The sequence below is a fragment of the Cohnella thailandensis genome (assembly GCF_014212135.1).
GTDB lineage: Bacteria > Bacillota > Bacilli > Paenibacillales > Paenibacillaceae > Cohnella > Cohnella thailandensis.
In genome coordinates this window covers 84,124-109,693 of the sequence record NZ_JACJVQ010000019.1, presented here as the reverse complement: position 1 = coordinate 109,693, position 25,570 = coordinate 84,124, and the positions used below count along the sequence as shown (strand labels likewise).

Sequence of the window (25,570 nt, the reverse complement as noted above, 5' to 3'; positions counted from 1 at the left end):
TGACGTTAATTCGAAATAATATTGTGAAAATAGTTCAGAAAGGGCGGCAACTCCGATGAATTGCCGCCTGTTTTTTAGTTATTTTCCACCATTTGTGCCATTTGACCATGAATGAGCGCCCCCGACTTCCAGACCGCGCGCTCTCTCGGGCGGTCGTAGATGACGTCGAGGATCCCGTCCGCCTTGACCAGTACCAGATCGGCAGGCTCGCCCGCGCTTAAACCCCCGGTGCCGCGAACGCCGAGCGCTTCGGCCGCCTTCACGGTGCACATGCCGGCAAGCAAGCGAGCTTCGCGAGCCGAGCCCATATGCGCGGTTTGCGCGAGCAGCAACGCGATGTCGAGAGGATCGCCCGTACCGAAAGGGGTGAAGGCGTTACGTACGTTGTTCGATCCGAAGCAGACGTTCACGCCGGCCTCCAGCAGAGTATTTACCGGCGCAAGCCCTCGCCGTACGCGGCAGCTATCCTGACGCCCGTTCAAGTACAGGTCGGTCGCCGGCAGCGTGAACACGTGAATGCCGGCGTCCGCCATCCCCGCCGCGATTCGCTTCGCCGTCTCCGGCTCCGCCGATCCCAGCGAAGTCAGATGGCCGACGGCCACCCGGCCTTGAAGGCCGTACTTCTTCGTCAGCGCGATGACGTCCACGATCGCGAGCTGATCGGGATCGTCCGAGAAATCGAGGTGAAGATCGACCGGCAGCCCGCAGCTCTCGGCCAAACGGAACACGTACTCCAGATGCTCCAGCGAATCTCTGTCGTTGTAGGGAACCCCGCCGATCGCATCCGCTCCCGCGCGGGCCGCCTCCTCCAGCAGCGCCGCCGTGCCCGGCTGCCAGAAGATTCCCTCCTGAGGAAAGGCGACCAATTGAAGATCGAGCTTGCCCTCGTACTCTTTCTTCAATTCGACGGCCGAATGCCAGCTCATGAGCCTTAAGATCGGATCGATCTCGACCTGGGTCCGCATTCGGGTGACGCCGAACCGGGACGCCCGGTCGAGCAGCCGGCGCGACCGGGCGGAGATATCTTCCGGCGTATAACTCGACTTGAGCGCCGCCGTCATCGAGATGGCCTCCTTCAGATCGGCCGCTTCGCCCGGCATGCGATCGGCAAGGAACGCCTTATCCAGGTGAATATGGGTCTCGATCAAGCCCGGGAGCGCGACATAGCCGGTCGCATCGAACACGTTCTTCGCCCTCGCTACTTCCTGCCGATCGCCGGCGCCCAACTCCGGAACGGGCTCCGCGAACGCGATTCTCCCGTCATGAATTCCGATCCGGACCGTCTCGCCCGTCACGGCGTCGCGGCAGCCTCGGATAAGCCAATCCAATTCGTTCATGCCGCCTCATCCCCTCCCGTTCAAAATTCGAAAATGCGGCCCCACCGCTTCGCGAGAGGCTTGGCGTCCACCTTCAGCATCCTCAGCGACTCCCAAGCCGTCACGGACACGGAATCCAGCATCGGAATGCCGTATTCCCGTTCCTTGCTCGCGGCGAGCCCGGCGGCGTTCATGTTCGTGCACACGATCGCGACCGCATCGGGCTTCGCCCTCGCCGCTTCGTCGATCATCGCCCCGATTTCCCGTTCCGCGACGCTTGCGAACTGCTCGTTCACGGCGAGTCCGGAGCCGAGAGCGATCGCGCATTCGACGCCGAAGCGCCGATAGCCTTGCGCGATTTTCTCGTTGACGTCGTCGGTATACGGGGTGACAAGCGCCAAGCGGCGAACGCCGAGAAGCTCGTAGCTCGCCTTCATCGCCAGAGCGGAGGTGGTGGCCGGAATGCCGGTTTCCCGCTCTATGCTCCCGCATAACGCATGATCGTGCTCGAGTCCGAGCCAGCTCCCCGAGGTTCCGTTCCAGACGAGCGCGTCCACTTTCGCATCCGCCAGCAGATGCGCGGCGGAGAGCATCGGAGACTCGGCGAATTGGCTGTCCGAGCTGGCGTCCAGAGAGATTTGCGTCACGCGAATGCGGGAGAAGTGAGCCGTCACTCCCGGAAGATCCTCCAGCAGGCGGCATGTAATTGGTTCAAGTACGGTATTGGAGGAAGGGGTCAGCATGCCGATCCGCGCCATGATTCCTTCACCCTTCCCGCGGATCGTAGAGGACGAAGTCCGCAAGAATTCCGCAGCCCGGAACCCACAGCTCCCGGTTGATCTCGACCGCCGTCATCGCCGGGAAGTGATCCGCCTCCTCGAACGTTTCCCGCAGGGCTTCCATCGCACCCGCGTACAGGTTCAAATCCGTGAAATACAGCGTGCCTTTGACGATCTGCTTCAAGTCCGCGCCGGCCGCGTCGGCGATTCGCTTCGCCTTCCGAAGAATGTAGGCCATTTGCCTGTAGCCCGCATTGCCGAAGTAAGGCAGACCCGGCGTCGGCGCCGCTTCCTTCGCCAGCCCCGTCGCCGGATCGGTCGCCATCAGCCCGCTGAAGAAGATCAGGTCGTCCGCCCTCATCGCCGCCGGCTCCTTGCTCTTCGGAGCCCATCCCCCAGTGACCGGCTGCTTCAGATGCGCCGCTTCCGGCATCAGAATCTCCATCCCGATCTCGACCAGGCAGCCTTTGGCGCCGATCTCGACGCTCGGCACGAGAGCCCGCGCCGGAGCCCGCGAAGAATCCGGGAACCACTTCGCCCAGACATCCTCGAACGCGCAATAATCGGCCGGATCGCTTAGGTAGACGTAGGCTTTGACCGCATGGTCCAAGCTCGTCCCGGCCGCTTCGGCCACCTTCTTCAGACGGCCCAGGATATAGTCGGTCTGCTTGCCGACCGCCTCGTCGCCCCAGAACAAGCCGCTTGCGCGGGCTTCGGGAGCGAGCGCGGTCAATTCGCCTTCATGCGTCTCCGAGCCCCAATTGCCCTTCCAATCGGAAGCGAGATCTCCGGAGAGGAACAGCCAGTGATCCGAACGAACCCCTTCCGCGTGGCCGGCGGCAGGCTTCGCCACGTCCGGCGCGGACACTTTGACCGGCAGGCTTCCGTCCTTGCTCCAGCGCGCGGTGAAATCTACCTCCACCTTGGCCCCTTCGACGAGGTGGCCGCGAACGCCGATGCCCGTGCTCGGAGGGCTGACCGTTTGGAAAAACTTTCCCTTCTCTTGAACGTAACGATTGTTGTTGACCGTCAGATCGCCTTTCTTGTACGAGTCCGACTTCATGTCGGCGCCGTACCATTGATTGACTCGAACGACCTGCTTCGGATCGAGCCCGGCCGCCTCCGCGATCGCTCCGACGCGGGAGTACAGGACGGCCGCCTGCTTGCCGATGGCGTTCGAATAATGCGGGAAAGCGGCGGGAACGACCGCTTCCGGCGCCAGGCCGGTGACGAGGTCGGAGGCCGATTGGCCCGAGAAGAACAGCCAATCTCCCGCCCTTACGGCGGGAGAATAGGGGATCGCCGGCTTCGGCATGCCTTCCGGCCAGATGACTTGGACTTTCTTATCGTGCATGGTTGCGCACCTCCAGGGTTAGGTCAATGAAGTCAGGTATCGGATGAGTTCTTGCGTCAGGCGCTCCGGCGCCAGCTTGTGAATCTCGTGCCCGACGTCCTCGTAACGGACGACGGCCACGAGCGGGTTCATTCTCCTCAGCTCGTCTTCCGCTTCCTTAGGAATGAGGGGAGACCCGCCCGCCGTAATCAGCAAAGCCGGAACCTTCAGCATTCGGTAATAAGCGTGAAAAGGATCGCGGTTCATCGCCTCGTACGAGTGAAGGATCGCTTCCTCCGAGCATTCCCTCAGCTCATTGGCTTTGCGTTCGTAGTCGAAGCCCGGAGCGGCGTAGTAGGAGCGGAATCGCTCTATGTCCCCCGCCTCCAGCGCCCGCTTCGGCTCCAGGAACCGGCCGATCGGCAGCGGAAAAGCCGGGCGGCCCGGTCCCGAGATCGGCGGATCGATAAGCACGGCGGCGCCGACCAGCTGCGGGTAGAGCGCGGCGAAGGCGCACGCCGCGCGCCCTCCCATGGAATGGCCGACCAGCACCGGCTTCTCGGCGTTGCCGGAGAAGTGGTTCCAGACGTAGAGAAGGTCCTGCGCGTATTCGAGCACGCCGTAGCCCGCGGAAGGCTTGACGGATTGTCCCCGCCCTCTCAGATCGAGGCTCAGAACGTACAGATCGTCCGGCAGCTCCCGCATGATCGGAACGAAAGCCTGCGCGTTCTCCGTTATCCCGTGAAGGAACAGAACGGGCCTTCCTTGAGGGTTGCCGGCCGCGAGCAGGCGAAGCTCGCCCGCCGCTCCCGTTACCCGGATGTCTCGAATCTCGCCCGTTCCTCCCATCGGGCTCACACCTTCTCCGGCTGCGCGAACTCCGGCTTATAGCCGAACTGCTCCGCGTAGGTGAAGTATCGCTTCGCCAGCCACTTGTTCAGCTGCGGCAGCGTTCTCTCAAGAGCCGCGTAACGGCCGCGCCGCGACAGCCGGGACTTGAGCCCCTTCTGCAAGGAAGCGTTCGCCGCGAGATCCTGTTCGTTGATCTCCTGAATGCTGTCGTTCGCCCGCTTGTAGCGCTCCTCGAAGTCCGGCAGGGCGACCGTCTCCGGCGGGTACATGAGGCCGGACCGGAACAAGATCTTGCCGGGACCCTTCGGCAGGATGATGTTCCAGAACACTTGGTCCGGCATCAGCCCGAGAGTCAGCATCGGCGGAACCGAAGCGATCGTCATCTTCTGGCGCTGCTCGGGGGTAAGCGTCGAGATCGGCGGGAAGTTCGCCGTCATGTCCGGGGAGAAGCCCGCGTCCATATGCGTGAAGCCCGTCGGGTGCATGATCTGGCCGTCGTCCTCGTCGAAGTCGACGAACCCGGCCAGCTGGCTTGGCGCGAAGTCGTGGGGACCCTTGTGCAGATAGTTCGTGTGGTACGGCTCGAGCGAGGATTCGATCATGATTTTCCAGTTCCACTCGCAATCGTCGATGTCGACGAACGGCATGGACACGAGATCGTTCAGGCGGTAGTTCTTCATCTCCTCGTCCAGCTTGGCCAGCGTCGGAGCGAGCGGCTCGGCGTTCTCGTCGAAGTTGATGAAGATGAAGCCGTTCCAGATCTCCGTCTTGAGCCGGGGGAGGCTGTGGTCATGGCGCAAAATATCGAACGGCTCGATCCGGATCATCTCCGGAGCGGAGATCAGCTCCCCGTCCAGCCCGTACGTCCACCAGTGCAGCGGACAGCGGAAGTTTTTGCAATTGCCGGAGCCTTCGGCGACGAGGTGGCCGCGATGCTGGCATACCGCCGAGATGACGTTGATCTCGCCCTTCTTGTCGCGGGTGACGATAAGCGGATCGTCGTTGACGGTAATCGAGTAATAGTCGCCCGGATTCGGCACCTGCTCCTGGCGGCCGACGCACAGCCAGCTCTTGCCGTAGATCGCGTGTTTCTCGAATTCGAAGAACTCCTCCGAGATATAGACCTCCGGCGGCATGGAACGGGCTTCCTTCGATTCGATCAGCGACGGGCCGAGATCGTTCAGGATGGAGACGACGGTTTCGGATGGCTTGTAGGACATGGATAGTTCCTCCCTCTTTTCTGTAGTTGGCAGATTCATGCTCGTTGGCACTTCGTCAAACAGGAATGAACGGTTCTCTTAGCTCGAACAATTTTTCCGCGGCCTCTTGGGCCTCCAGGCGGATCGCTTCCGCGTCTCCCGTCAGCAGCTTGCGATCCCTTACGACGGGTTTGCCGTCGACGAACACGTGGCTGACGTCGGAGCCGGAGGCCGAATAGACCAGGTTGCTGACCGCGTTGTTGTACTTGCCGCGAATGATCGGAGTCAGGTGATGCTTGCGGAAGTCGACGACGATCAGGTCCGCCTTCTTGCCGGCCTCGAGCGAGCCGATCTCCTTGTCCAGGCCGAGCGCCTTCGCTCCGTCGATTGTCGCCATTCGAAGCGCGATCTCCGCCGGAATGGCGGTGGCGTCGAGCAGTCTGGCCTTCTGAAGAAGAGGCACGTACTTCATCTCCTCGAGCATGTCGAGGTTGTTGTTCTCCTTCACCCCGTCGGTTCCGATGCCGACATTGACCCCCAGATCCAGAAGCTCCTTGATCGGGGCGATGCCGGACGCCAGCTTCAGGTTGCTGACCGGACAGTGAGCGACGGACGTTCCCGTCTTCGCGAGCAATTCCATTTCCGATTCCTGCAGCCATACGCAATGGGCCAGCACCGTCTTCGGCCCGAGGATGCCGCGATCGTAGAACAGCTCCACCGGCCACCGGCCGGTCTCGGCATGCAGCCGGCGCGCCATCTCGATCGATTCCTCGCCGTGCGTATGAATGCCGGTGTCGTACTTCTCGGCCAGCTTCGCCGCGCGGCGGTACGCCTCCTCGGTGCAATAGGTCAGGTGCTCCAGGGCGAACCATACTTGGATTCTTCCGTTCGCCGTCTTGTTGCGCTCCTCGACGAGTCGGATATTTTTGTCCAGCGACTCGAAGTAATCCATTCCCGGCTTGTCGACCACGTAGGGAGCCAGCGTCGCCCTTAAGCCGAGCTGCTCCACCGCGTCCGCGCAGCGGTGCATGAAGCGGTACATGTCCATGACGCAGGTCGTTCCCGCGAGCAGCCCTTCCGTATAGCTGAGTCGCGCCGCCGCGTAAGCCAGCTCGTCGGTCAGCGCCCGGTGCTTCGGGTCCACGTATTTGGTCAGCCATTCGAAGACGGGCAGATCCTCCGCCGTGCCGCGAATAAGGCCGGAGTGCAAATGAAGGTTGACGAGTCCCGGAAGGACGACCTGCCCCGTCGCGTCCAGCTTCTCTACGTTCGCATATTTCGCTTCGAGCGCGGATGCCTCTCCGACGTCGGTGATTTTCCCCTTCTCGATAAGCACCGCCCCGACTTCGATCACTTCGTTCGTCTCGTTCACCGTCAGGACGGTACCGCCCGTAATCAGCAAGCCGTCGTTCATCGATGTTCTCCCCCAACTTGTTTATTGAATGGTGTAGCCGCCGTCGGCGAGCATCGCGCTGCCGGTGACGAAGGAAGCCAGAGGACTGGCGAGGAAAAGAATGCAGCCGGCGATCTCGGACGGATCGCCCAATCGGCCGAGCGGATGCATGCCGATCAGATTGTCGATCGTTCCCTGCGGCCCCCTTCTGCCTTCGAACTGCCTTCGAAGGAGCGGCGTGTCGATCGCCCCCGGGCAGACGCAGTTCACCCGGACTCCGTCCTTCGCCGTCTCCAGGGCGAGACTGCGCGTGAAGTTCACGACCGCCGCCTTGGAAGCCGTATAAGCCGTGAAGGAGGAAGCTCCTACGAAAGCGAGCTGGGAAGCGGTGTTGACGATGCTGCCTCCGGACGCCCGAAGCAGCGGCAGGGCTTCTTTGCAGCTTAAGAAGACGCTCTTCAGGTTCACGCCCATGACGCGATCCCAAGCCTCCTCCGTCGTCTCCTCCAGCGTGGCCACGCATTCGATTCCCGCATTGTTGACGAGCACGTCAAGCGTTCCCCAACGCTCCTTCAGCATGGCGTAAGCGGCGGATAGCCGCGCGGAGTCGGACAGGTCGACCGGGTATTCCAGCAGCCCTTCCTCCTCCCTCGCTTCCTTGAAGGCAATGTCGAATACCATGACTTCGGCGCCCGCATCCCGGAACGCCTTGACCGTCGCCGCTCCGATTCCCGACGCGCCGCCCGCGATCAGCACTTTCTTGCCTCGATACGAGAACATGCGCTCACTCCTCTCCGCCAAATCCAAGCCGTCTCCATTCGTTGCGGCAAGGTTGTCCAAGCGTGTACTTCATTTCCGCTTCCGCCAAATCCCAGATCATCCCGCTTACCGTATCGTGCGGCAGCGGCGCGTTCGACCGGCCGCTGAGCACGCCGTGCGCGCAGACGCTGCCGATCGCGCTGCCATCCGCATTCTCGTGCATGCGGAGCAGATACTGGATCGCCGAGATCGCCTCCGAAGCGTCCAGCTTCTTGTTCCCGAGCCCGCTCAGCACCGACTCCGCCCGCTCCAGCCTCAACGCGCGATCCTTGCTGACGTCCGAGTGCTGAAGCTCCTGTTCGGCCCGGAACAGGCCGAACGACTGGTTGCTCCTCGCCGCCCAGCCTTGGGCGGTCGCGTCCTGCCAGGCGGTATAGCCTTCGCTGTGCTCGAAAACGTACAATCCGCCCCTCCTGTCGACGATGACGTGACTGCCTCCGATGCTGATCTCCGCGGATTGGCCGAAGCGCTCGAGCATCAGCTCCAGCGCCTCTTCCGCCGTCGCGCAGCGGGCCAGCGCTTCCGCTTGCACCTTGCCTCTGAGATCGCCTTGCCAGAAGCCGTCCCTCTTCTCCTTATCCGCGGAACTGAACCCGAAGAAGGAACTGATCAGCAGCAGCCCCTTCTCGTTCATTCCCGAATTGATTCCCGTCTGGGGCAGTAGGCCGAAGGCGAGCGAGGAATAACCGTCCCCGCTGCCGGCCACGCCATGCCAATACCCGACGGGAGGATTGTCCGCGTTCTTGAAGCCGTAGACGCGCAGCTGATCGGATGGATCAACGATAACGAGCGCTCCTATCGTACACATGGCCTACCTCCTTCCTTGTCCGGCGCTCATCGCTTAGAAATTCGGATATCTCCTCTCGGTGCGCATGCGTCCGTAGTCGATCTTGCTTCTCAGCGCCGCTTCGTTAAGCAATCGGAACGAAGCCGCTTGGCCCGCGAGCGCCGCTTTCTCTTCGTCCACGTTCACGAGCTTGCCGTCCTTGACGACGATCTTGCCGCCGACGATCGTCATGTCGACCGTCTGGGACAAGCCCGTCAGCACCGGCAGCGCCGCGTCGTCGTGAAGAGCGCCGGCGAAGCCGAGCTGGCGCGTATCGATCATGAACAGGTCGGCCGCCTTGCCGACTTCGAGCGATCCGATGTCGTCTTCCCATCCGAGCACCCTTGCCGATCCGCGCGTGGCGACGTTCAGGCAATCCTCCGCTCCGAGCGCCGTCGTTCCGTGCATCAGATTGTGCAGGAGGTGAGCGACTCTCACCTCGAGCAGCATGTTGGAGCCGTCGTTGGAAGCCGATCCGTCCACTCCCATCCCGACCTTGACGCCCTTCTCGAGCATTTTGACGATCGGCATGACGCCGGAGCCCATCTTCATGTTGCTCGTCGGGCAGTGGGCGACTCCGCATTGATGCGTGCTTAGATGCCCGATCTCGTCGTCGTTGAAGTAAATCCCGTGGGCGTACCAGACGTCATGGCCGACCCAGCCGTTCTGCTCCATGAACTCCAGAGGGCGCATCCCGAGCTTCTCGAGACAGAATCGGTCCTCGTCTTTGGTCTCCGCAAGGTGAGTGTGCATTCGTACGCCGTAGCTTCTGGCCAGATCGGCCGATTCCCGCAGCAGGTCGGCGGTAATCGAGAAGGGAGAGCATGGAGCGACGCCGACGCGCACCATCGCGAACCGCTTCGGATCGTGGTACGTCTCGATAAGCCGGCGCGAATCGCGGAGAATGACATCCTCCGTCTGGCACACTTCGTCCGGGGGCAGACCGCCCTTGGATCGGCCGAGGCTCATCGAGCCTCTCGTCGGGAAGAAGCGGATTCCGAGCTCCCGCGCGGCGCGGATCTCCTCGTCGATCAGCTCCCCGCTGATTCCGCTAGGGAAGCAATAGAAGTGGTCGGCCGCCGTCGTGCAGCCGCTCTTGAGCAGCTCTCCGAGACCGACGACCGCGCTCGTATAAATATCCTCCGGCCGCAAGCAGCGCCAGATGTCGTAAAGGGTGATGAGCCAATCGAACAGCTCGGTTTTCTGAACGAAAGGAATGTTGCGGGTCAAATTCTGATAGAGGTGGTGATGAGTGTTGATAAGGCCGGGGTAAACGATCTTGTCGCGAGCGTCGATCACCGTATCGGCGGTCTCGTAGGGCAAGTCGTACCCTATCGCGACGATCTGCTGGTCGACCGCGTACAAGCTGCCTCCCGGATAACGGCGACGCTCTCCGTCCATCGTGATGATGTTCTTCGCGTTGCGGATCAATAACGTTCCCAAACAGGTAACCTCCTCTTCGTCAAAGACCGAATCGACGCTATCCTTCGTCTTCCTCCGCCGGATGAAAGCGAACCTGACAGCGCGGATTCAAGAAAGGCTTCGTTCGATCGCTCGTATTCGCCAGCCTTTTAAACCTTTGTAGGTTAGCCTTGAACCCATTGTATAGGCTTCTAATTTATCGGTTCAATGAGAGGAAGGAGTTTTTGTTAGATTTAATAACGCGAATAATGGTTTGTTGGTTATCGTGCACGTAAATTTCAGGAGTTAATGTTATATATATTGACACTAATTTGGAGGGAATCGCCAATCATTTGGGTGTTCGACGAGGGAGCAAAGGGGCGAAGAGGAGATACGGCGAGGTTCGGCTTGCCTATCTCCGTCCGTTTCGAACGCAGCAAAAAGCCCCGTTTCTCCCCCCTGTCGGACAGGGTCGAGAAACGAGGCTTAAAGCCGAAACTATTCGGTTGAGATTCGGTTGCGTATTAGGCTTTCGCCGTTTTGGGAGCTTCGGCGTTCGCGTTCGGGCTCACGGCAAAGTCCTTGCCCGGCTTCGTCTTCCGGATGAAGAAGGCAAGCGCGAGCGCCGCGATCGTCAGCCAAAGGGCGTATTCGAAGGCGTGGTTGATGCCGCTGACCGTCGCGTGATTCGTCACGTCGAGCATGGCCGCTTTGTCTTCCGGATTGACTTGCCCGGCGATCGCCAGCTCCGTCGCGACGTCTTTGGTCTTATTGGAGAAGACCGTAACGAGCCAAGCCGTACCGAGAGCGCCGCCGACCGTACGAAGCGTCTGCGACATCGCGGAGCCGTGCGGGTTGAGGCGCTGCGGCAGCTGGTTCATGCCCGCCGTCTGCACCGGCATCATGAGCAGCGACATGCCGAACATGCGGATCGTATAGATAAGGATCATATGCGCGTACGACGTGTCTACCGTAAGCTGGGTAAATTCGTAGGTCGAGATGGCGGTAATGAGCAGACCCACGACGGACAGCCAACGAGCGCCGATCTTATCGAAGATCGCTCCCGTAACCGGAGACATAATGCCCATCAGGATGGCGCCCGGCAGCAAGGCGAGACCGGATTTCATAGGGGTCAGGCCCAGGATGTTCTGCATGTAGATCGGAGTCAGGATCATCCCGGCATACATGGCCATCGTGACCAGAATGTTAATGACGGTCGTGAGCGAGTACATGTCGTACTTGAATACGCGGAATTCGAGCAACGGAACCTTGTTGAACAGTTCCTTGACTATGAACAGAATAAGCGCGAGCGCGCCCACGCCGAGGCTTACGATAACCTCCGCGCTGTCCCAGCCGCCGTTGCCGGCTTCGCTGAAGCCGTACAGCAGGCCGCCGAAGCCGATCGTCGACAGAACGACGCCGAGCTTGTTCAGCTTAGGCATGGTAAGCTCGTTGACGTTCTGCATAAACTTAAGTCCGAACAGGAGAGCGATAATGGCAAGAGGCATGATAATGTAGAACAGAACATGCCACGAATAATGCTGAACGATCCATCCCGACAGCGTAGGTCCGACGGCCGGGGCGAAGATCATCGCGACACCCATCATCCCCATCGCCTTGCCGCGTTCTTCCACCTTGAAGATCGTCAGGACGACGATCGACATCAGCGGCATCATGATGCCCGCGCCTGCCGCTTGGATGACGCGTCCGACCATCAAGACTTCGAAATTGCCCGCGAAGGCGCAAAATACGGTTCCTATCAAGAATAATAGCATGGCCGTATTGAACAGCTGTCTCGTGGAAAACCGGCCGATAAAATAAGCGCTAAGCGGAATCAACACGCCGTTGACGAGCATGAAGCCGGTCGTCAGCCATTGGGCGGTGTTCGTGGTAATTTCCAGATCGGCCATGATCTTGGGCAACGCCACGTTCAGGAGCGTCTGGTTCAGAAGGGTAACGAACGCCCCGAGAATAATAGCCACCATGATGGGGCCGCGTTTTAATTTTGCTACTGCTTGACTCATGGGTTAACCTCACTCCGTAATGTCTGTTTTCTCTAGTAGATTCACAATTTTCTTGTGAGTCTCCATCATTTGCTTGGCTTCCGTCTCATCCAATTTCATTAAAGGCAGCAACACTTGCTCCCTTCTCTCATTGGCCTTGCGTAACAGCTCCTCCCCTTTGGACGTCATTTTCAACATCACGGATCTGCGATCCCGTTCCCCGCGCTCCCGGGTGATCATATCCAGCTTGACTAGCCGATCCACGATGCCGCTGGTCGCGCTGTTTCCGATGAACAAACAATCCGCGAGCTCGGACAAGCGAATCTCCGGAGTTTTCTTCACGAATTTCAGCACCATAAACTGGATCGGGGTGAGACCCAGCTCCTCGGAGCCCTTCATGATGGCATGATGCATCGACTGGTTCACCGCTCGAAACGACAGGAACAGATCCGCGATCAGATTGCTATCCATTCAATCCAAGACACCTCTCGTCCAAAATAGTACGCATGCGAATGTTTTGCATAAACACTAATTTATCACTAAGATATTCACTCGTCAACGAAAATTATTCGGCAAAAAAAAAGAATGGCAGCAGCCCCGTACAGGATTCCGCCATTCTTTGTCCGTTATTCCTATTTAGCCCTGCGCCTCGTCTTCGGCTTCTTCGCCCGAATCGCCTTCCGAGGCCAGACCCGCGAACAGCGCATGGACGAATTGCTCGGCGTCGAACTCCTGCAGGTCGTCCATCTTCTCGCCGAGCCCGACGAACTTCACCGGTAGCGACAGCTCGTTCCGGATCGCGATCACGATGCCTCCCTTTGCCGTTCCGTCCAGCTTGGTCAGCACGAGTCCGGAGACGCCGCTCTTCTCTCCGAACAGCTTCGCCTGCTGCAGGGCGTTCTGGCCGGTCGTCGCGTCCAGTACCAGAATCGTCTCATGCGGCGCTCCCGGGATTTCGCGTTGGATGACGCGATAGATCTTCGACAGCTCTTCCATGAGGTTCGCTTTGTTCTGCAGACGTCCCGCCGTATCGCACAGCAGCACGTCGACGTTTCTCTGCTTCGCCGCTTGGACGGCATCGAACATGACCGCGGCCGGATCCGAGCCCGCGCCCTGCTTGATGACGTCGACGCCGACGCGCTCGCCCCACACCTGCAGCTGCTCGATCGCTCCCGCGCGGAAAGTGTCGCCCGCCGCCATCAGGACGGATTTGCCCTCCTGCTTGAAGCGCCACGCGAGCTTGCCGATCGTCGTCGTTTTGCCGACGCCGTTCACCCCTACGAACAGGATAACCGTAATCCCGTTCGGGTTCATCTTCAGCGAAGTCTGCTCGCCGGAGCCCTTCAGGAGCCCGACCAGCTTCTCCGTCATGATCGGCTGAAGCTCGGCGGGATTCTCGATCTTGCGCTTCTTCACTTCCGCGCGAAGCTCGTCGATGAGGTCCATCACCGTGTTGACGCCCACGTCGGCGCCGATCAGAATCTCTTCGAGTTCCTCGAAGAACGCCTCGTCGATCTTCTTTCTGCGCGAGAACAGATCGACCACCTGGCCGACGAACGCGTCTCTCGTCTTGGCCAGACCGTCCTTGAACTTATTCGTGATCGCTTCGGTCTTCGAAGCGATGCTTTCTCTTAACCGTTTAAAGAAACTCATTTTTTCTTCCTCCAACGCCGGATGTCTCCGGGCGATTCCTTGCCGTTTCTCGATTTATACCGGCTTTCTACCCTGTAAGCCGATTATGTCTGATTATGTCGGCTTACAGCATGCTTTGCGCCGGCTTTCGGCCCTGTAAGCTGACAATGTCGGGTTACAGCTCGATACGCGCCGGCTTTCTGCTCTCTAAGCCGATAATGTCGGCTTACAGCATGCTTCGCGCCGGCTTTCGGCCCTCTAAGCCGATAATGTCGGCTTACAGCTCGATACGCGCCGGCTTTCTGCTCTCTAAGCCGATAATGTCGGCTTACAGCATGCTTCGCGCCGGCTTCGGCCCTCTAAGCCGATAATGTCGGCTTACAGCTCGATACGCGCCGGCTTTCAGTCCGAGCCGCACCCCTGCTGCCGCGGTCTACCGCTCGCGTCTTAATCCGCAAGCCTTACGCCGAGGCGATCATCTCTTCGCCTTCCTCCAGCTTGACGGAGACGAGCTTGGACACGCCGCCTTCCTCCATCGTGACCCCGTACAGCCGATCGGCCTCTTCCATCGTGCCCTTGCGGTGCGTAACGACGATGAACTGGGTTTGCTCGGAGAACTCTCTCATGTAATGCGCGTAACGGGCGACGTTCGCCTCGTCCAGCGCCGCCTCGACTTCGTCGAGCACGCAGAACGGAACCGGCTTTACGTTCAGAATGGCGAACAGCAGCGCGATCGCCGTCAGCGCCCGCTCTCCCCCCGACAGGAGCTGCAGGTTCTGCAGCTTCTTGCCCGGCGGCTGCGCGACGATATCGATGCCCGTGTCCAGCGGGCGATCCGGCTCGACCATGACGAGATCGGCGCGGCCTCCTCCGAACAAGCGGGAGAAAACGATGACGAAGTGCTTGCGGATCTCCTCGAACGTCGTGCGGAACCGCTTCGACATCTCGTCGTCCATCTCGCGAATAATGGCATGAAGCTTGGACTTGGCTTCGATGAGGTCGTCCTTCTGGCCGGACAGGTATTCGAAGCGCTCGCTGACTCTCTTGAACTCCTCGATCGCTCCGAGATTGACGTCTCCCAGGAGCGTGATTTTCCTCTTCAGCTCCCGCACCTCGTTCTGCGTCGCCGGGACGTCTTCCGGGACGGGGTACTTCGACTTCGCCCATTCGAAGCCGATCTCGTATTCCTCGCTAAGCTTGCGGAGGAGGTTGTCGAGCTCGACGTCCATCCGGTTCGTCGAAATTTCCGCTTGCCGGAGCTGGTCTTCGACCTGCTTCAAGCGAACGCGCTGCTCCTTCGTCTCGTTCTCCTTCACTTCGAGAACGCGAAGCCGCTCCGCGCGGTCGGAACGCTTGAACTCGATGCTCTCCGTGAACTCGCGTCTGGCGAGGCGCAGCTCGTTCAGCTTCTCCCGCTGGGCCGTCTGCTCGTTAACGGTCTTCTCCATTTCCTCGGCGTTGTTCTTCAAAGCCTCGTTTAATTGGCGCTTCTCCGTCTCGAGACGCGTCCACTCGCTCTGGAAGCGGGCCGTCTGCTCGCTGAGCGATTGCCGCTCCTGCGACAGGCGGGCGATCGCGACCTTCAGCTCGGTGATGGAGGCCTGCAGCTCTTCCTTCGCGGTCTGGCTTCTGCGGCGAAGCTCCTCCGCTTCCCGGATGTTCTCCTGAAGGCGGTTCTCCTCTTCCGTGAATTTGGCGAGGCGAGCGTCGGCTTCCGCCTTCGATTCCTCCAGCGCCTTCAGCTCGGCGTCCAGAATCGAGGATTCGCCGTCGAGCACCGCTTCCAGCTCTCCGTGCTGCTTCTCTTCGTTCAGAAGCTGCTGCCGCTCGGCCGACGCTTGCTGCTCGTTCATCCGCGCCTTCTCTCCGAGCTCGCGCAGCTGCTCGATGCTCTGGGTTACCAGGCCCAGTTCCTTCTTAAGATCGTCGACGAGATCTCTCGCCGCCGTCTTCGCTTGCTCGGCCTGGGCGATATCCCGGTCCAGCTCCTCCAATTGGCGCTGCCTGCCCAGCAGGCTGGAAGACTTCTTCTGAAGGCTCCCCCCCGTCATAGAGCCGCCCGGGTTGACCACGTCGCCGTCCAGCGTAACGACCCGATAGCGATATTGAAGGCGCGATGCGATTCGGTTCGCCTGCTCCAGCTTCTCCGAGATCAGCACGTTGCCCAGCAAGCTGCCGACGATGCCGGAGTATCGGGACTCCGCCTTGACGAGCTCGGAGGCGACCCCGACGAAGCCTTCCGCTTCGCCGAGAATGCGGCGGTCGCTCTCGCCGATCGTTCTTGCCCGAATAACGTCGAGCGGCAGGAACGTCGCCCGTCCGGATTGCCTCTGCTTCAGGTAGGCGATGGCAGCTCGGGAGGTCGATTCGTTCTCCATGACGATGTTCTGCATCGCGCCGCCGAGCGCCGTCTCGATCGCGGTCTCCAAATGAGCCGGCACCCCGATCAATTCGGCGACGGCGCCGTGAACCCCGTGAAGCTGTCCGCGCTTCGAAGCCTTCAGCACTTCTCTTACCCCGTGCTGGAAGCCGTCATAGTCGTTCTGCATCTCCTTGATCGTATCCCGGCGGGAGACGAGCGCTTCCCGTTTCTGCTCGGCCTTGCGCGCTTCCGCCTGCGCTTCCTCCAGGCCGCGCTGGATTTCCGCGGATCTCGCGCCTTCCGCCACGTAGCGGTCTCTTGCTTCGACTACCGCGGCCGTGCATTCCTCAAGCTTCGCTTCCACGGCCGCCCGGCGGGCGGCGAGCGCCTCGCGCTGCTCCACCCACTTCTCCCGCTCTTCGGACGTGCGGCCGATCCGCTTCTCCAGCACTTCCTTCTGCTGAACGCAGTAGCGGATGTCGTTGCGGGCTTGAGCCATCGCGTTCATCGCGTCGAACAGCTCCGCCTTCAGCTTCTCTTCGGCGTCGCTGCTGCCGTCCACGAAGCCGAGCTTCGTCTCTTCCTGGTCGTGCTTCTTCGTCAGCTCGACGAGCTCGCCCTCCGTCTGCTCCTTGCGGGCAGCCAGCTCCTGCCCTTCCGCCGCCAGCACGGCGAGACGCTGCTCCGCCTGCGACAAGCTCTCGGCGAGCCCTTCGCGCGTTCGCTCCAGGTTCGTCCGGCGCTCGCCGAGGAGCTCGGCATAGCCTTCGCTTTTCTCCGTCTCTTCGCTGGTGTGGAGCAGCTCGTCCTGCAGCTTCTCGAGCGTCTCCTCCAGGCGATGGAGCGCTCCGCGATCCTCTTCCAGCATGGCGTCATGCCGGCTGACTTCGGCGGATAGCGCCAGCTCCTCTTCCTTCAGCTTGGTCAGCTTCTCGTTCGTCTCGTTCCAGGAAGCGTGCACCGTCTCGATCTGATGAACGTACAGCGCGATCTCCTTGGACTTCAGCTCGTCCTTGAGCGCCTTGAACCTCTCCGCCTTCTCGGACTGCTCGCGAAGCGGTTCCACCTGGCCTTCAAGCTCGGTGACGAGGTCGTTGATCCGCAGAAGGTTCGCTTCGGTATCCTCGAGCTTCTTCTGCGCTTCCTTCTTGCGGGACTTGTACTTGACGATTCCCGATGCTTCCTCGAAGATTCCCCGGCGATCCTCGGAACGGGTACTCAGAATCTCCTCGATTCGTCCTTGCCCGATGATGGAATAAGCTTCCTTGCCGATGCCGGTATCCATGAAGAGCTCGGTAATGTCCTTCAAGCGGCAGGGCTGCTTGTTGATCAAATACTCGCTGTCCCCGCTGCGGTGAACCCGCCGGGTCACCGTCACTTCCGTGAAGTCGAGCGGGAGCGTCTTGTCTTGGTTATCGAAAGTAATCGATACCTCGCCGAAATTAACCGCCTTCCGCGCGTCGCTTCCCGCGAAGATGACGTCCTGCATGTTGCCGCCGCGCAAGCTCTTCGCGCTTTGTTCGCCGAGAACCCAGCGGATTCCGTCCGAAATATTGCTCTTGCCGCTGCCGTTCGGCCCGACGACCGCCGTTATTCCGCGTCCGAACTCGAGCGCGGTGCGGTCGGCGAACGATTTGAAGCCGGCAAGCTCGATCCCCTTGAGATACATCGATTAACCGTCACCTCTCCCGTGCTTAAGATGATCCGTTTTCCTTGGCGCCCTCTTCCTGCAAGTGCTTCAAAGCCCTTGACGCCGCCCGCTGCTCCGCTTCCTTCTTCGAACGTCCGACTCCCTCTCCGAGCTTGCGTTCTCCGACCTGCACGATCACGACGAACTCCCGGTCATGGGCAGGCCCTCTCTCTTCCACGGTCCGGTATTCCAGCGTTCCCAAGCTCCATTGCTGAACTTTCTCCTGAAGCTCCGTCTTATGATCCTTAAGCGGCAGCCGGCTCGTCTTCGGCAGATGGGCGAACAGATGCTCGTCCAGGAATGCGCGTACCGTATCCAAGCCCTGATCGAGATAAAGAGCGCCGACGAAAGCCTCGAACGCATCCGCAAGCAGAGAAGGTCTCGTTCTTCCTCCTGTTTGCTCCTCCCCTTTGCCCAACAGCACGACTTGACCGAAATCGAGCGCCTCGGCAAAACGGACAAGCGACGGTTCGCATACGATGCTGGCCCTTAGACGAGTCAGCTCCCCTTCCGGACGGTCGGGATACATGCGATACAGCGTTTCGGATACGGTCAATTGAAGAACCGCGTCGCCGAGAAATTCCAATCGCTCGTTATGCTCGACCCGAGCTCCCCTTTGTTCGTTAACGTAAGAGGTATGAGTAAAAGCCTGCCTTAGAAGCATCGAATCGCGAAAATGCAGATTAAGCCGATCTTGCAGCCGTTTGAGTGGTTCGTTCGCCGAATTCACCGTTGGTGCACCTCCCGGTTCTGATTCAACTTGCTTGCCGCTTCCCAATGAAAAATGACGCAGGTGGCTCGCGCCGCCTGCGTCACACGTTCGCGCCCATCCTTTAGGCTTCGTATTTGCGCATAATTACGGTAGCGTTATGGCCGCCGAAGCCGAACGAATTCGACAGGGCCACCTTGATATCCGCTTGCCTCGGCTTGTTCGGAACATAGTCCAGATCGCACTCGGGATCCTGCTCGTCGAGGTTAATCGTCGGAGGAATGATTCCGTTCTGAAGCGTCAAGCCGAGAATGACGGCCTCTACCCCGCCCGCGGCTCCCAGCATGTGGCCGGTCATCGATTTGGTCGAGCTGACGGCCAGCTTGTAGGCATGGTCTCCGAAGGTCATCTTGATCGCGGTCGTCTCGGACTTGTCGCCGACGGGAGTCGAGGTTCCGTGAGCGTTGATGTAACCGATCTCGGAAGGCTCGATGCCCGCATCCTTGATGGCGCGGGCCATGCAGCGGGCCGCTCCGTCCGGATCCGGCTCGGTCATATGGTGAGCGTCGCCGCTCATGCCGTAGCCGATGATCTCGCCGTAGATTCGCGCGCCGCGAGCCGTCGCGTGTTCAAGAGATTCGAGAATGAGAACGCCTGCGCCTTCGCCCATGACGAAGCCGTCGCGGCCGACGTCGAACGGACGGCTCGCCTTCTCCGGCTCCTCGTTGCGGGTGCTCATCGCGCGCATGTTGCTGAAGCCGGCCATCGCGATCGGGCGAATCGTCGCCTCGGCGCCGCCGCAGATCATGACGTCGGCATCGCCGCGCTGAATCATTTTGAACGAATCGCCGATGGAGTGGGTTCCCGTGGCGCAAGCCGTTACCGTGGTCGTGTTCGGACCTTTGGCGCCGGTTGCGATCGAGACTTGTCCGCTCGCCATGTTGGCGATCATCATCGGGATAAAGAACGGGCTTACGCGCCGCGGTCCCTTCTCCATCAGGATCGTATGCTGCTCTTCCCAGGTTCCGAGGCCTCCGATGCCGGAGCCGACGCTGACGCCTACCCGTTCCGCGTCGACGTTCTCGCCGATCTTGATTCCCGAATCTTCCATCGCCTTGAGGCTGGCGGCAAGGCCGAATTGAACGAAGCGGTCCATCCTTCTCGCTTCCTTCTTGTCGATGCCGAACTCCTCGGGATTGAAATTCTTAATCTCTGCCGCGATCTTCGTCGGGTAGTCGCTCGTGTCGAACGCCTCGACCAAGCTGACGCCCGATTTGCCTTCGAGCAGATTGTTCCAGAAAGTATTCAAATCGTTACCGAGGGAAGAGATAACCCCCATGCCGGTAACTACGACACGTTGTTTCAAAAGGTGTTCACCTCATTCAGCCAGGTTAAACGAGCTCGGCGCCCGGAGAGCGATAGGGATTCCGCTTGAACCCCCAAGAGCGCCGGAGACTCGTTCAATCTTATCATCGAGAGAGAAACCGGCATGCGCCGGCTTCTCCCAATCGTTTTATACTTTTGCTTAGAATGTGGAGAAGTCCCGTCGCACGAACGGGACTCGTTAGATCAATTAGGCATGAGATTGTATGTAATTTACGACTTCTCCCACCGTTGTGATCTTCTCTGCATCCTCATCGGAGATCTCCAAGTCGAATTCGTCTTCCAGCTCCATGACGAGTTCAACTACGTCGAGAGAGTCAGCGCCCAAGTCATCCTTGAAGTTCGCTTCATTGGTTACTTCCGCCTCTTCTACTCCCAGGCGTTCGACCACGATGCGTTTCACGCGATCATATACATCGGACATCCGGTTCACCTCCCTTAGGGTATTATACGTGAATCATTTACAAAAAGCCATAGTCTTAAAACCGTCCGCTTATTCTGCGGCACCGTTTACATGTACATGCCGCCGTCGATATGGATCGTCTGGCCGGTCATGTAGGAGGCCGCATCCGACGCCAAATAGACGACGGCGCTGGCGATGTCCTCGGGTTTGCCCATGCGGCCGAGCGGAACTTGAGACAGGATTCCTTCCCTGACCTCCTGCGGCAGCTTGCCCGTCATGTCGGTCTCGATATAGCCCGGAGCGACCGCGTTGACGGTAATGCCCCTGGAGGCCAGCTCCCGGGCAGCCGACTTGGTGAGGCCGATGACGCCCGCCTTGGCCGCGACATAGTTCGCTTGTCCCGCGTTGCCCAGCACGCCTACGACGGAAGAGATGTTGATGATGCGGCCGGAGCGCTGCTTCATCATCGGACGAGTGACGGCCTTGATGCCATTGAAGACGCCTTTGAGGTTCGTCTCGATGACTTCGTCGAATTCCTCTTCCTTCATCCGCATGATTAGATTGTCACGGGTGATGCCCGCATTATTCACGAGAATGTCCAGCTTGCCGAACGCTTCGATCGCCTTCCCGACGATCGCATCGAACTCGGCCGCTTTGCCCACGTTCCCTTGCAGAAGAATCGCCTTGCGGCCAAGGGCCTCGACGGCCGCGGCCGTCTCCGCCGCCGCCGCTTCGCTTCCCGCGAAGTTGACGGCGACGTCCGCTCCCGCTTCCGCCAGAGCGATCGCGATCGCTCTGCCGATGCCTCTCGACGCTCCCGTAACGAGCGCGGCTTTGCCAGTCAGATCAACCTGCGCCATGATCGCCACTCTCCTTGGTTCGACTTAGTTGGCCGATTAGGCCAGATCCGCTTCCGCGATAGCCGCGGCGCCGTTCACCGAAATCACTTTAACCGACTTGTCGATCTTCTTGATGAGGCCGGCCAGAACCGTTCCCGAACCGATCTCGACGAAGGTATCGACGCCCCGGTCGATCAGATAACGCACCGAATCCTCCCACAGGACGGGAGAGACGACTTGCTCGACCAGAAGGCGATTCAGCTCCGCGCCTTCCGTGACGGGCTTGGCGTTCACGTTGACGACGACCGGAATCTTCGCGTCGCGGAATGATACCTTCTTCAGCTCTTCCGCGAGCTGATCGGCCGCCGGCCGCATGAGCGACGAATGGAAAGGACCGCTCACCTCCAGCGGAATGACCCGCTTGGCTCCCGCCTCCTTGCCTCTCTCCGCGACGGCGGCGACGCCTTCGCTCGAACCCGAGACGACGATCTGGCCCGGACAGTTGACGTTGGCCAGCTCCACGGGCCCGACCGTGGCGGTCACGTCCTTGCACAGCGCTTCGAGAGCTTCGCGCTCGGCGCCCAAGGTTGCCGCCATGGCGCCCTTGCCGCCGGGAACCGCTTGCTCCATGAACAAGCCGCGGGAACGAACGAGACGCACCGCGTCCTCGAAGTCGAGCACATCGGCGGCCACGAGCGCGCTGTATTCGCCAAGGCTATGCCCGGCCACGTAATCCGGCTCGATGCCGCGCGAACGGAACGCTTCCAGGAGAGCGATGCTCGTCGTCAGCAGCGCGGGCTGCGTGTAGGCGGTCTGCTTAAGCTGCTCGTCCGGTCCCTCGAAGGCGAGCGCGGACAAGGAGAAGCCTAGCGCCGCGTCGGCGCGGTCGAAGATGCTCTTCGACGCTTCGAATTCGGCATAGGCGTCCTTCCCCATTCCGACCGCTTGCGCTCCTTGGCCCGGAAAGACGAATGCGATTTTACCCATGTCGATCCCTCCCTATCATCCACAACTATTCTCAACTAATTTAATGAAGTAAAAATAATGACGGCTTAAACCCCAATCGCCGGTATTACCAGACGATGGTCGAAGCTCCCCAGGTCAGGCCGCCCCCGAAGCCGACGAGAACGATCTTGTCCCCTTCCTTCACGCGGCCCTGTTCCACCGCTTCGGCCAGCGCCACCGGAATGGAAGCCGCCGACATGTTGCCGTAGCGATCCACGTTGATGACGCACTTCTCCTCCGGAAGCTCCAAGCGCTCGAGAGCCGCCTGGATAATGCGGATGTTCGCCTGATGCGGGATAAGAAGATCGATATCCTGCTTCGCGAATCCCGCTTGCTCAAGGACTTCTTCCGCCGCGCTCCCCATCACCCGAACCGCGAACTTGAACACGTCGCGGCCGTTCATGTAAAGGAAGTGATGCTTGTCGGCTACCGTCTGGGCCGTGGACGGAAGGCGCGAGCCTCCGCCGCGGATGCAGAGCAGGTTGCCGCCGGAGCCGTCGGCCCCGAGCTTGAACGACCGGAAGCCGCGCCCTTCCGGCACTTGGCCGAGCACGACGGCGCCCGCGCCGTCGCCGAACAGAACGCACGTGTTGCGGTCCGTGTAATCGGTGATTCGCGACAGCGTGTCGGCTCCGACGACGAGGACGTGCTTGTACGTTCCCATCGCGATGAAGCCGCTGGCGTTCGCGAGCCCGTAGATGAAGCCGGAGCAAGCCGCGGACAGGTCGAACGCCGCCGCGTTCTTCGCTCCGAGCCGCTCCTGCACGAGGCAGGCGGTCGACGGGAAGAACATGTCGGGAGTGATCGTCGCCACGATAATCAGATCGAGCTGATCCGCCGTGATCCCGGCCGCCTCGAGCGCCTTGACGGACGCCTCGTAAGCCAAGTCGGACGTCGCCTCGTGCGGCGCGGCGATGCGCCGCTCGCGAATGCCGGTTCTCGATACGATCCATTCGTCGTTCGTGTCCACCATCGCTTCAAGATCTTGATTGGTCAAACGGCGTTCGGGGCTGTACTTGCCAGTCCCGAGAATGCCGACGGGAATTCCATTCATTCGCATTCTCTCACTTTCCGCCGAGATCGTCGGCCAATGCAGAGATTAATCCGTTGCCTACGGCCGTTCTTGCTTGCCGGATCGCATGCATCGTCGCTTCCGCGTTCGAGGAGCCGTGGCCCTTGACGACGAGTCCGCTAACCCCGAGCAACGGAGCGCCGTTATAGCGCTTGTAATCCATCATCTTCCTCACCCGGCCGAAGTTCGGTCTCAGGATCGCCGCGGCCAGCTTCGACTTCCAACTGGAGGTCAGCTCGGTCTTCAGCACGCCGAACACCGTCTCCGCCGCGCCTTCGATCGCCTTTAGCAGGATGTTCCCGGAGAAGCCGTCGCAGACGAGAACGTCGCAATTCCGCGTGAGCACGTCGCGCGCTTCCACGTTGCCGATGAAGTTGATCGGAGCCCCGCTAAGCAGCTCGAATGCCGCCTTCGATTGCTCGTTGCCTTTCGCCGCCTCGGTTCCTACGTTCAGCAGCCCTACCCGCGGCCTTGCGATGCCGTGCACCTTCTCGCGGTAGCGGCTGCCCATGAGCGCGTATTGCAGCAGGTGTTCCGGCTTCGCGTCCATGTTCGCGCCCAGATCGAGCGCGACGACGCCGACGCCGTCCACGGTAGGCAGAATGGCCGTCAAGCCCGGGCGTTCGATCCCTTCCATTCTTCCGACCACGAGCAGTCCGACCGTCATAAGCGCGCCGGTATTGCCGGCGGAGATCATCGCGTCCGCTTGGCCTTCCTTAACCATGCGTCCGGCGACGACCATCGAAGAGTTCGCTTTGCGGCGGACCGCGCGAACCGGTTCGTCGTCCGCCTCGATCGTATCCATCGCTTCCACGATGGAGATATTGGACGGCGGATTGGTTCCCAGATGGGATTTGATGGCTTCCGGTTTGCCTACCAGAAGAAGCTGAGTGTCCGGCCACTCCCTCGCCGCCGCAAGCGCCCCTTCTACGGGCGCTTGAGGAGCGAGATCTCCGCCCATTGCGTCAATGGCGATTCTCAAAGGATGTTACCTCCTTCAGCTTCCGTCTCCCCCGCTATCGCCGTATGAGATCGGTAGATCACGAAGTTGCCGTGAAAAACCTTCTCTTCCCCGACATAGGTGAACACTTCCACCTTCGACAGTCCCCTCTGCGACCCGCTGGAGCGCACATACGCCTTGGCGATGCACTTCTCCCCGAGCCTTACGGGCCTGACGAAGCGGATATCCGCGGATGCGGTCAGCGCTACCTCGTCGTTGATGACGGCGACGGCAAGGGAATTCGCTTGAGCGAATACGTAATGACCCCGGGCGATGCCGCTGCGCGAGAAGACGTGCTCCTCCCGAATCTCGAACAAGGAGATTCCGCTCTTGTCGAGCTGGAGATCGACGATCTCTCCGATGACCTCGTCGAGCGGGAGGGAGCGGACCGAATCGTATGACCGCTCCGCCATCATCTTCAGTCTCTCCCGCAGTTCCGGAATCGACAGCTCCAGGCGATCCAAACGAATCGTCTGGATGCTGACCTTGAGCAGCCGAGTCAGCTCTCGGTCGGTCAGGAACGGATTCTCTTCGATGAGCTTGTTAAGCTGCTGATGCCTTTCGCGTTTGGAGAGCCGCTCCACGGCTGCTACACCGCCTTTATAGGTTCCTATTGATACCTGGTGCCAATCGATACTAAAGAAAAACGCGCCGGGACGCAGTGACGCCGGGACGCGTTATCTTCATTATTGCTTGATGATTTCACGAGCCTTGTACGTGCCGCATACTCTGCAGACGCGGTGCGCAAGCTTCAATTCGCCGCATTGATCGCACTTAACCATGCCTGGAACGACCAGTTTGAAATGCGTACGACGCTTGTTTTTGCGGGATTTCGATGTTTTTCCAAAAGGGACTGCCATGTTCCCACCTCCTTATCCAATCGAAAGCTGCCTGAATCGGCGTTCACTTCGCGTTAGAAGTCACTTCGAACCGAACCAATCCTTGAGAGCGTCGAGCCTAGGGTCGATCTTCTCTCGATTGCAGCCGCATTCCTGCGTATTTCGGTTCTGTCCGCAATCGGGGCATAACCCTTTGCAATCTTCCTTGCAGATCGGGGCGAGCGGCATGCTGAGCATAAGCTCTTCCTCTACGTAAGGAAGAAGCTCGAGCGGTTCGTCTTTTATCTGCAGGATGTCTTCGTCTTCCGCTTCGTCGCTGTCCGCTTGCTCCTTCGAGACGACCTTGAAGGTCGCTTGGAACGGCACATGCCAGTCCTCCTCGATCGGATCCAGACAACGGGAGCATTGGAATTGAAGCTTGCAATCGATCGTTCCCGATACGTCGATCAGTCCGTCGGAGTATATGGCGGTTAGCTCCGCAGTCATAGGTCCAAGCGGCTTGACGTCGCGTATGCTTCGGTACGCTTCCGTCACATCGACAGATTCCTTTAACGTCACCGGCGCCCTGCGGCTTGCCAGCTCTTGAACGTTAAGCAGCATGTTCATCACTCCAAACAAACAAAAATTATTATATCTGTCATGACGCGCTTTTGTCAACAATTCCGCGCTCGTTGCCGACGGACGTCGTCCGTCGCCTCTTCCGCGTGATATAGTG

At 60.0% G+C, this 25,570-nt stretch carries 23 protein-coding genes; all 23 read right to left on the bottom strand.

Annotated elements, in window-relative coordinates; all coding sequences use genetic code 11:
- Positions 1-74 precede the first annotated feature (74 nt).
- Positions 75-1,337 carry an amidohydrolase family protein gene (locus H7B67_RS21210; RefSeq protein ID WP_185121864.1) on the bottom strand — a complete coding sequence of 421 codons (1,263 nt, stop codon included), beginning with the start codon at positions 1,335-1,337 and terminating at the stop codon, positions 75-77.
- A gap of 20 nt (positions 1,338-1,357) precedes the next feature.
- Entirely contained in the window at positions 1,358-2,074 is a 717-nt protein-coding gene (locus H7B67_RS21205; protein WP_185121863.1) for a maleate cis-trans isomerase family protein, read from the bottom strand.
- A 7-nt stretch (positions 2,075-2,081) separates the two neighbouring features.
- Positions 2,082-3,449, bottom strand: coding sequence for a RidA family protein (locus H7B67_RS21200; protein ID WP_185121862.1), 1,368 nt, complete (start codon positions 3,447-3,449; stop codon positions 2,082-2,084).
- A gap of 18 nt (positions 3,450-3,467) precedes the next feature.
- Entirely contained in the window at positions 3,468-4,277 is an 810-nt protein-coding gene (locus H7B67_RS21195) for an alpha/beta fold hydrolase (RefSeq protein ID WP_185121861.1), read from the bottom strand.
- A gap of 5 nt (positions 4,278-4,282) precedes the next feature.
- Positions 4,283-5,500 carry an aromatic ring-hydroxylating oxygenase subunit alpha gene (locus H7B67_RS21190; RefSeq protein WP_185121860.1) on the bottom strand — a complete coding sequence of 406 codons (1,218 nt, stop codon included), beginning with the start codon at positions 5,498-5,500 and terminating at the stop codon, positions 4,283-4,285.
- Positions 5,501-5,555: 55 nt separating this feature from the next.
- Positions 5,556-6,893, bottom strand: coding sequence for an amidohydrolase family protein (locus H7B67_RS21185; protein WP_185121859.1), 1,338 nt, complete (start codon positions 6,891-6,893; stop codon positions 5,556-5,558).
- Between the two features lie 21 nt (positions 6,894-6,914).
- On the bottom strand, positions 6,915-7,652 hold the full coding sequence (locus H7B67_RS21180) for an SDR family NAD(P)-dependent oxidoreductase (protein WP_185121858.1): 738 nt from the start codon (positions 7,650-7,652) through the stop codon (positions 6,915-6,917).
- Positions 7,653-7,656: 4 nt separating this feature from the next.
- On the bottom strand, positions 7,657-8,499 hold the full coding sequence (locus tag H7B67_RS21175; protein ID WP_185121857.1) for a C45 family peptidase: 843 nt from the start codon (positions 8,497-8,499) through the stop codon (positions 7,657-7,659).
- A gap of 33 nt (positions 8,500-8,532) precedes the next feature.
- On the bottom strand, positions 8,533-9,960 hold the full coding sequence (locus H7B67_RS21170; protein ID WP_185121856.1) for an 8-oxoguanine deaminase: 1,428 nt from the start codon (positions 9,958-9,960) through the stop codon (positions 8,533-8,535).
- Positions 9,961-10,442: 482 nt separating this feature from the next.
- A complete protein-coding gene (locus H7B67_RS21165; RefSeq protein WP_185121855.1) occupies positions 10,443-11,942 on the bottom strand; it encodes a DHA2 family efflux MFS transporter permease subunit in 1,500 nt (499 codons plus the stop codon).
- A gap of 9 nt (positions 11,943-11,951) precedes the next feature.
- Positions 11,952-12,392, bottom strand: a complete 441-nt coding sequence (locus tag H7B67_RS21160) for a MarR family winged helix-turn-helix transcriptional regulator (RefSeq protein WP_185121854.1) — start codon at positions 12,390-12,392, stop codon at positions 11,952-11,954.
- Between the two features lie 165 nt (positions 12,393-12,557).
- A complete protein-coding gene (ftsY, locus tag H7B67_RS21155) occupies positions 12,558-13,574 on the bottom strand; it encodes a signal recognition particle-docking protein FtsY (RefSeq protein WP_185121853.1) in 1,017 nt (338 codons plus the stop codon).
- A 440-nt stretch (positions 13,575-14,014) separates the two neighbouring features.
- Positions 14,015-17,584 carry a chromosome segregation protein SMC gene (gene smc / locus H7B67_RS21150; RefSeq protein WP_185121852.1) on the bottom strand — a complete coding sequence of 1,190 codons (3,570 nt, stop codon included), beginning with the start codon at positions 17,582-17,584 and terminating at the stop codon, positions 14,015-14,017.
- Positions 17,585-17,609: 25 nt separating this feature from the next.
- Positions 17,610-18,335 carry a ribonuclease III gene (gene rnc / locus H7B67_RS21145; protein WP_185121851.1) on the bottom strand — a complete coding sequence of 242 codons (726 nt, stop codon included), beginning with the start codon at positions 18,333-18,335 and terminating at the stop codon, positions 17,610-17,612.
- A gap of 103 nt (positions 18,336-18,438) precedes the next feature.
- Positions 18,439-19,680: a beta-ketoacyl-ACP synthase II gene (fabF, locus tag H7B67_RS21140; protein ID WP_185121850.1), complete on the bottom strand. Its 1,242-nt coding sequence runs from the start codon at positions 19,678-19,680 to the stop codon at positions 18,439-18,441.
- Between the two features lie 207 nt (positions 19,681-19,887).
- Entirely contained in the window at positions 19,888-20,121 is a 234-nt protein-coding gene (gene acpP / locus H7B67_RS21135; RefSeq protein ID WP_090117455.1) for an acyl carrier protein, read from the bottom strand.
- 86 nt (positions 20,122-20,207) lie between these two features.
- Complete coding sequence (gene fabG / locus H7B67_RS21130; RefSeq protein ID WP_185121849.1) at positions 20,208-20,960, bottom strand: 3-oxoacyl-[acyl-carrier-protein] reductase; 753 nt, start codon at positions 20,958-20,960, stop codon at positions 20,208-20,210.
- A 36-nt stretch (positions 20,961-20,996) separates the two neighbouring features.
- Entirely contained in the window at positions 20,997-21,926 is a 930-nt protein-coding gene (fabD, locus tag H7B67_RS21125) for an ACP S-malonyltransferase (RefSeq protein WP_185121848.1), read from the bottom strand.
- 85 nt (positions 21,927-22,011) lie between these two features.
- Positions 22,012-22,998, bottom strand: a complete 987-nt coding sequence (locus tag H7B67_RS21120; protein WP_221468852.1) for a beta-ketoacyl-ACP synthase III — start codon at positions 22,996-22,998, stop codon at positions 22,012-22,014.
- Positions 22,999-23,008: 10 nt separating this feature from the next.
- A complete protein-coding gene (gene plsX / locus H7B67_RS21115) occupies positions 23,009-23,998 on the bottom strand; it encodes a phosphate acyltransferase PlsX (protein ID WP_185121847.1) in 990 nt (329 codons plus the stop codon).
- A complete protein-coding gene (fapR, locus tag H7B67_RS21110; RefSeq protein WP_185121846.1) occupies positions 23,995-24,600 on the bottom strand; it encodes a transcription factor FapR in 606 nt (201 codons plus the stop codon). The genes plsX and fapR overlap by 4 nt, the downstream gene beginning before the upstream one ends.
- Positions 24,601-24,702: 102 nt before the next feature.
- Complete coding sequence (rpmF, locus tag H7B67_RS21105) at positions 24,703-24,876, bottom strand: 50S ribosomal protein L32 (RefSeq protein ID WP_185121845.1); 174 nt, start codon at positions 24,874-24,876, stop codon at positions 24,703-24,705.
- A 60-nt stretch (positions 24,877-24,936) separates the two neighbouring features.
- Complete coding sequence (locus tag H7B67_RS21100; protein WP_185121844.1) at positions 24,937-25,455, bottom strand: YceD family protein; 519 nt, start codon at positions 25,453-25,455, stop codon at positions 24,937-24,939.
- Positions 25,456-25,570: the final 115 nt, after the last annotated feature.

Bases quoted from the DNA above. Each gene is read 5' to 3' on its own strand.
- H7B67_RS21210 (WP_185121864.1), bottom strand. From the start codon at position 1,337: ATGAACGAATTGGATTGGCTTATCCGAGGCTGCCGCGACGCCGTGACG.
- H7B67_RS21205 (WP_185121863.1), bottom strand. From the start codon at position 2,074: ATGGCGCGGATCGGCATGCTGACCCCTTCCTCCAATACCGTACTTGAA.
- H7B67_RS21200 (WP_185121862.1), bottom strand. From the start codon at position 3,449: ATGCACGATAAGAAAGTCCAAGTCATCTGGCCGGAAGGCATGCCGAAG.
- H7B67_RS21195 (WP_185121861.1), bottom strand. From the start codon at position 4,277: ATGGGAGGAACGGGCGAGATTCGAGACATCCGGGTAACGGGAGCGGCG.
- H7B67_RS21190 (WP_185121860.1), bottom strand. From the start codon at position 5,500: ATGTCCTACAAGCCATCCGAAACCGTCGTCTCCATCCTGAACGATCTC.
- H7B67_RS21185 (WP_185121859.1), bottom strand. From the start codon at position 6,893: ATGAACGACGGCTTGCTGATTACGGGCGGTACCGTCCTGACGGTGAAC.
- H7B67_RS21180 (WP_185121858.1), bottom strand. From the start codon at position 7,652: ATGTTCTCGTATCGAGGCAAGAAAGTGCTGATCGCGGGCGGCGCGTCG.
- H7B67_RS21175 (WP_185121857.1), bottom strand. From the start codon at position 8,499: ATGTGTACGATAGGAGCGCTCGTTATCGTTGATCCATCCGATCAGCTG.
- H7B67_RS21165 (WP_185121855.1), bottom strand. From the start codon at position 11,942: ATGAGTCAAGCAGTAGCAAAATTAAAACGCGGCCCCATCATGGTGGCT.
- H7B67_RS21160 (WP_185121854.1), bottom strand. From the start codon at position 12,392: ATGGATAGCAATCTGATCGCGGATCTGTTCCTGTCGTTTCGAGCGGTG.
- ftsY (WP_185121853.1), bottom strand. From the start codon at position 13,574: ATGAGTTTCTTTAAACGGTTAAGAGAAAGCATCGCTTCGAAGACCGAA.
- smc (WP_185121852.1), bottom strand. From the start codon at position 17,584: ATGTATCTCAAGGGGATCGAGCTTGCCGGCTTCAAATCGTTCGCCGAC.
- acpP (WP_090117455.1), bottom strand. From the start codon at position 20,121: ATGTCCGATGTATATGATCGCGTGAAACGCATCGTGGTCGAACGCCTG.
- fabG (WP_185121849.1), bottom strand. From the start codon at position 20,960: ATGGCGCAGGTTGATCTGACTGGCAAAGCCGCGCTCGTTACGGGAGCG.
- fabD (WP_185121848.1), bottom strand. From the start codon at position 21,926: ATGGGTAAAATCGCATTCGTCTTTCCGGGCCAAGGAGCGCAAGCGGTC.
- H7B67_RS21120 (WP_221468852.1), bottom strand. From the start codon at position 22,998: ATGAATGGAATTCCCGTCGGCATTCTCGGGACTGGCAAGTACAGCCCC.
- rpmF (WP_185121845.1), bottom strand. From the start codon at position 24,876: ATGGCAGTCCCTTTTGGAAAAACATCGAAATCCCGCAAAAACAAGCGT.
- H7B67_RS21100 (WP_185121844.1), bottom strand. From the start codon at position 25,455: ATGCTGCTTAACGTTCAAGAGCTGGCAAGCCGCAGGGCGCCGGTGACG.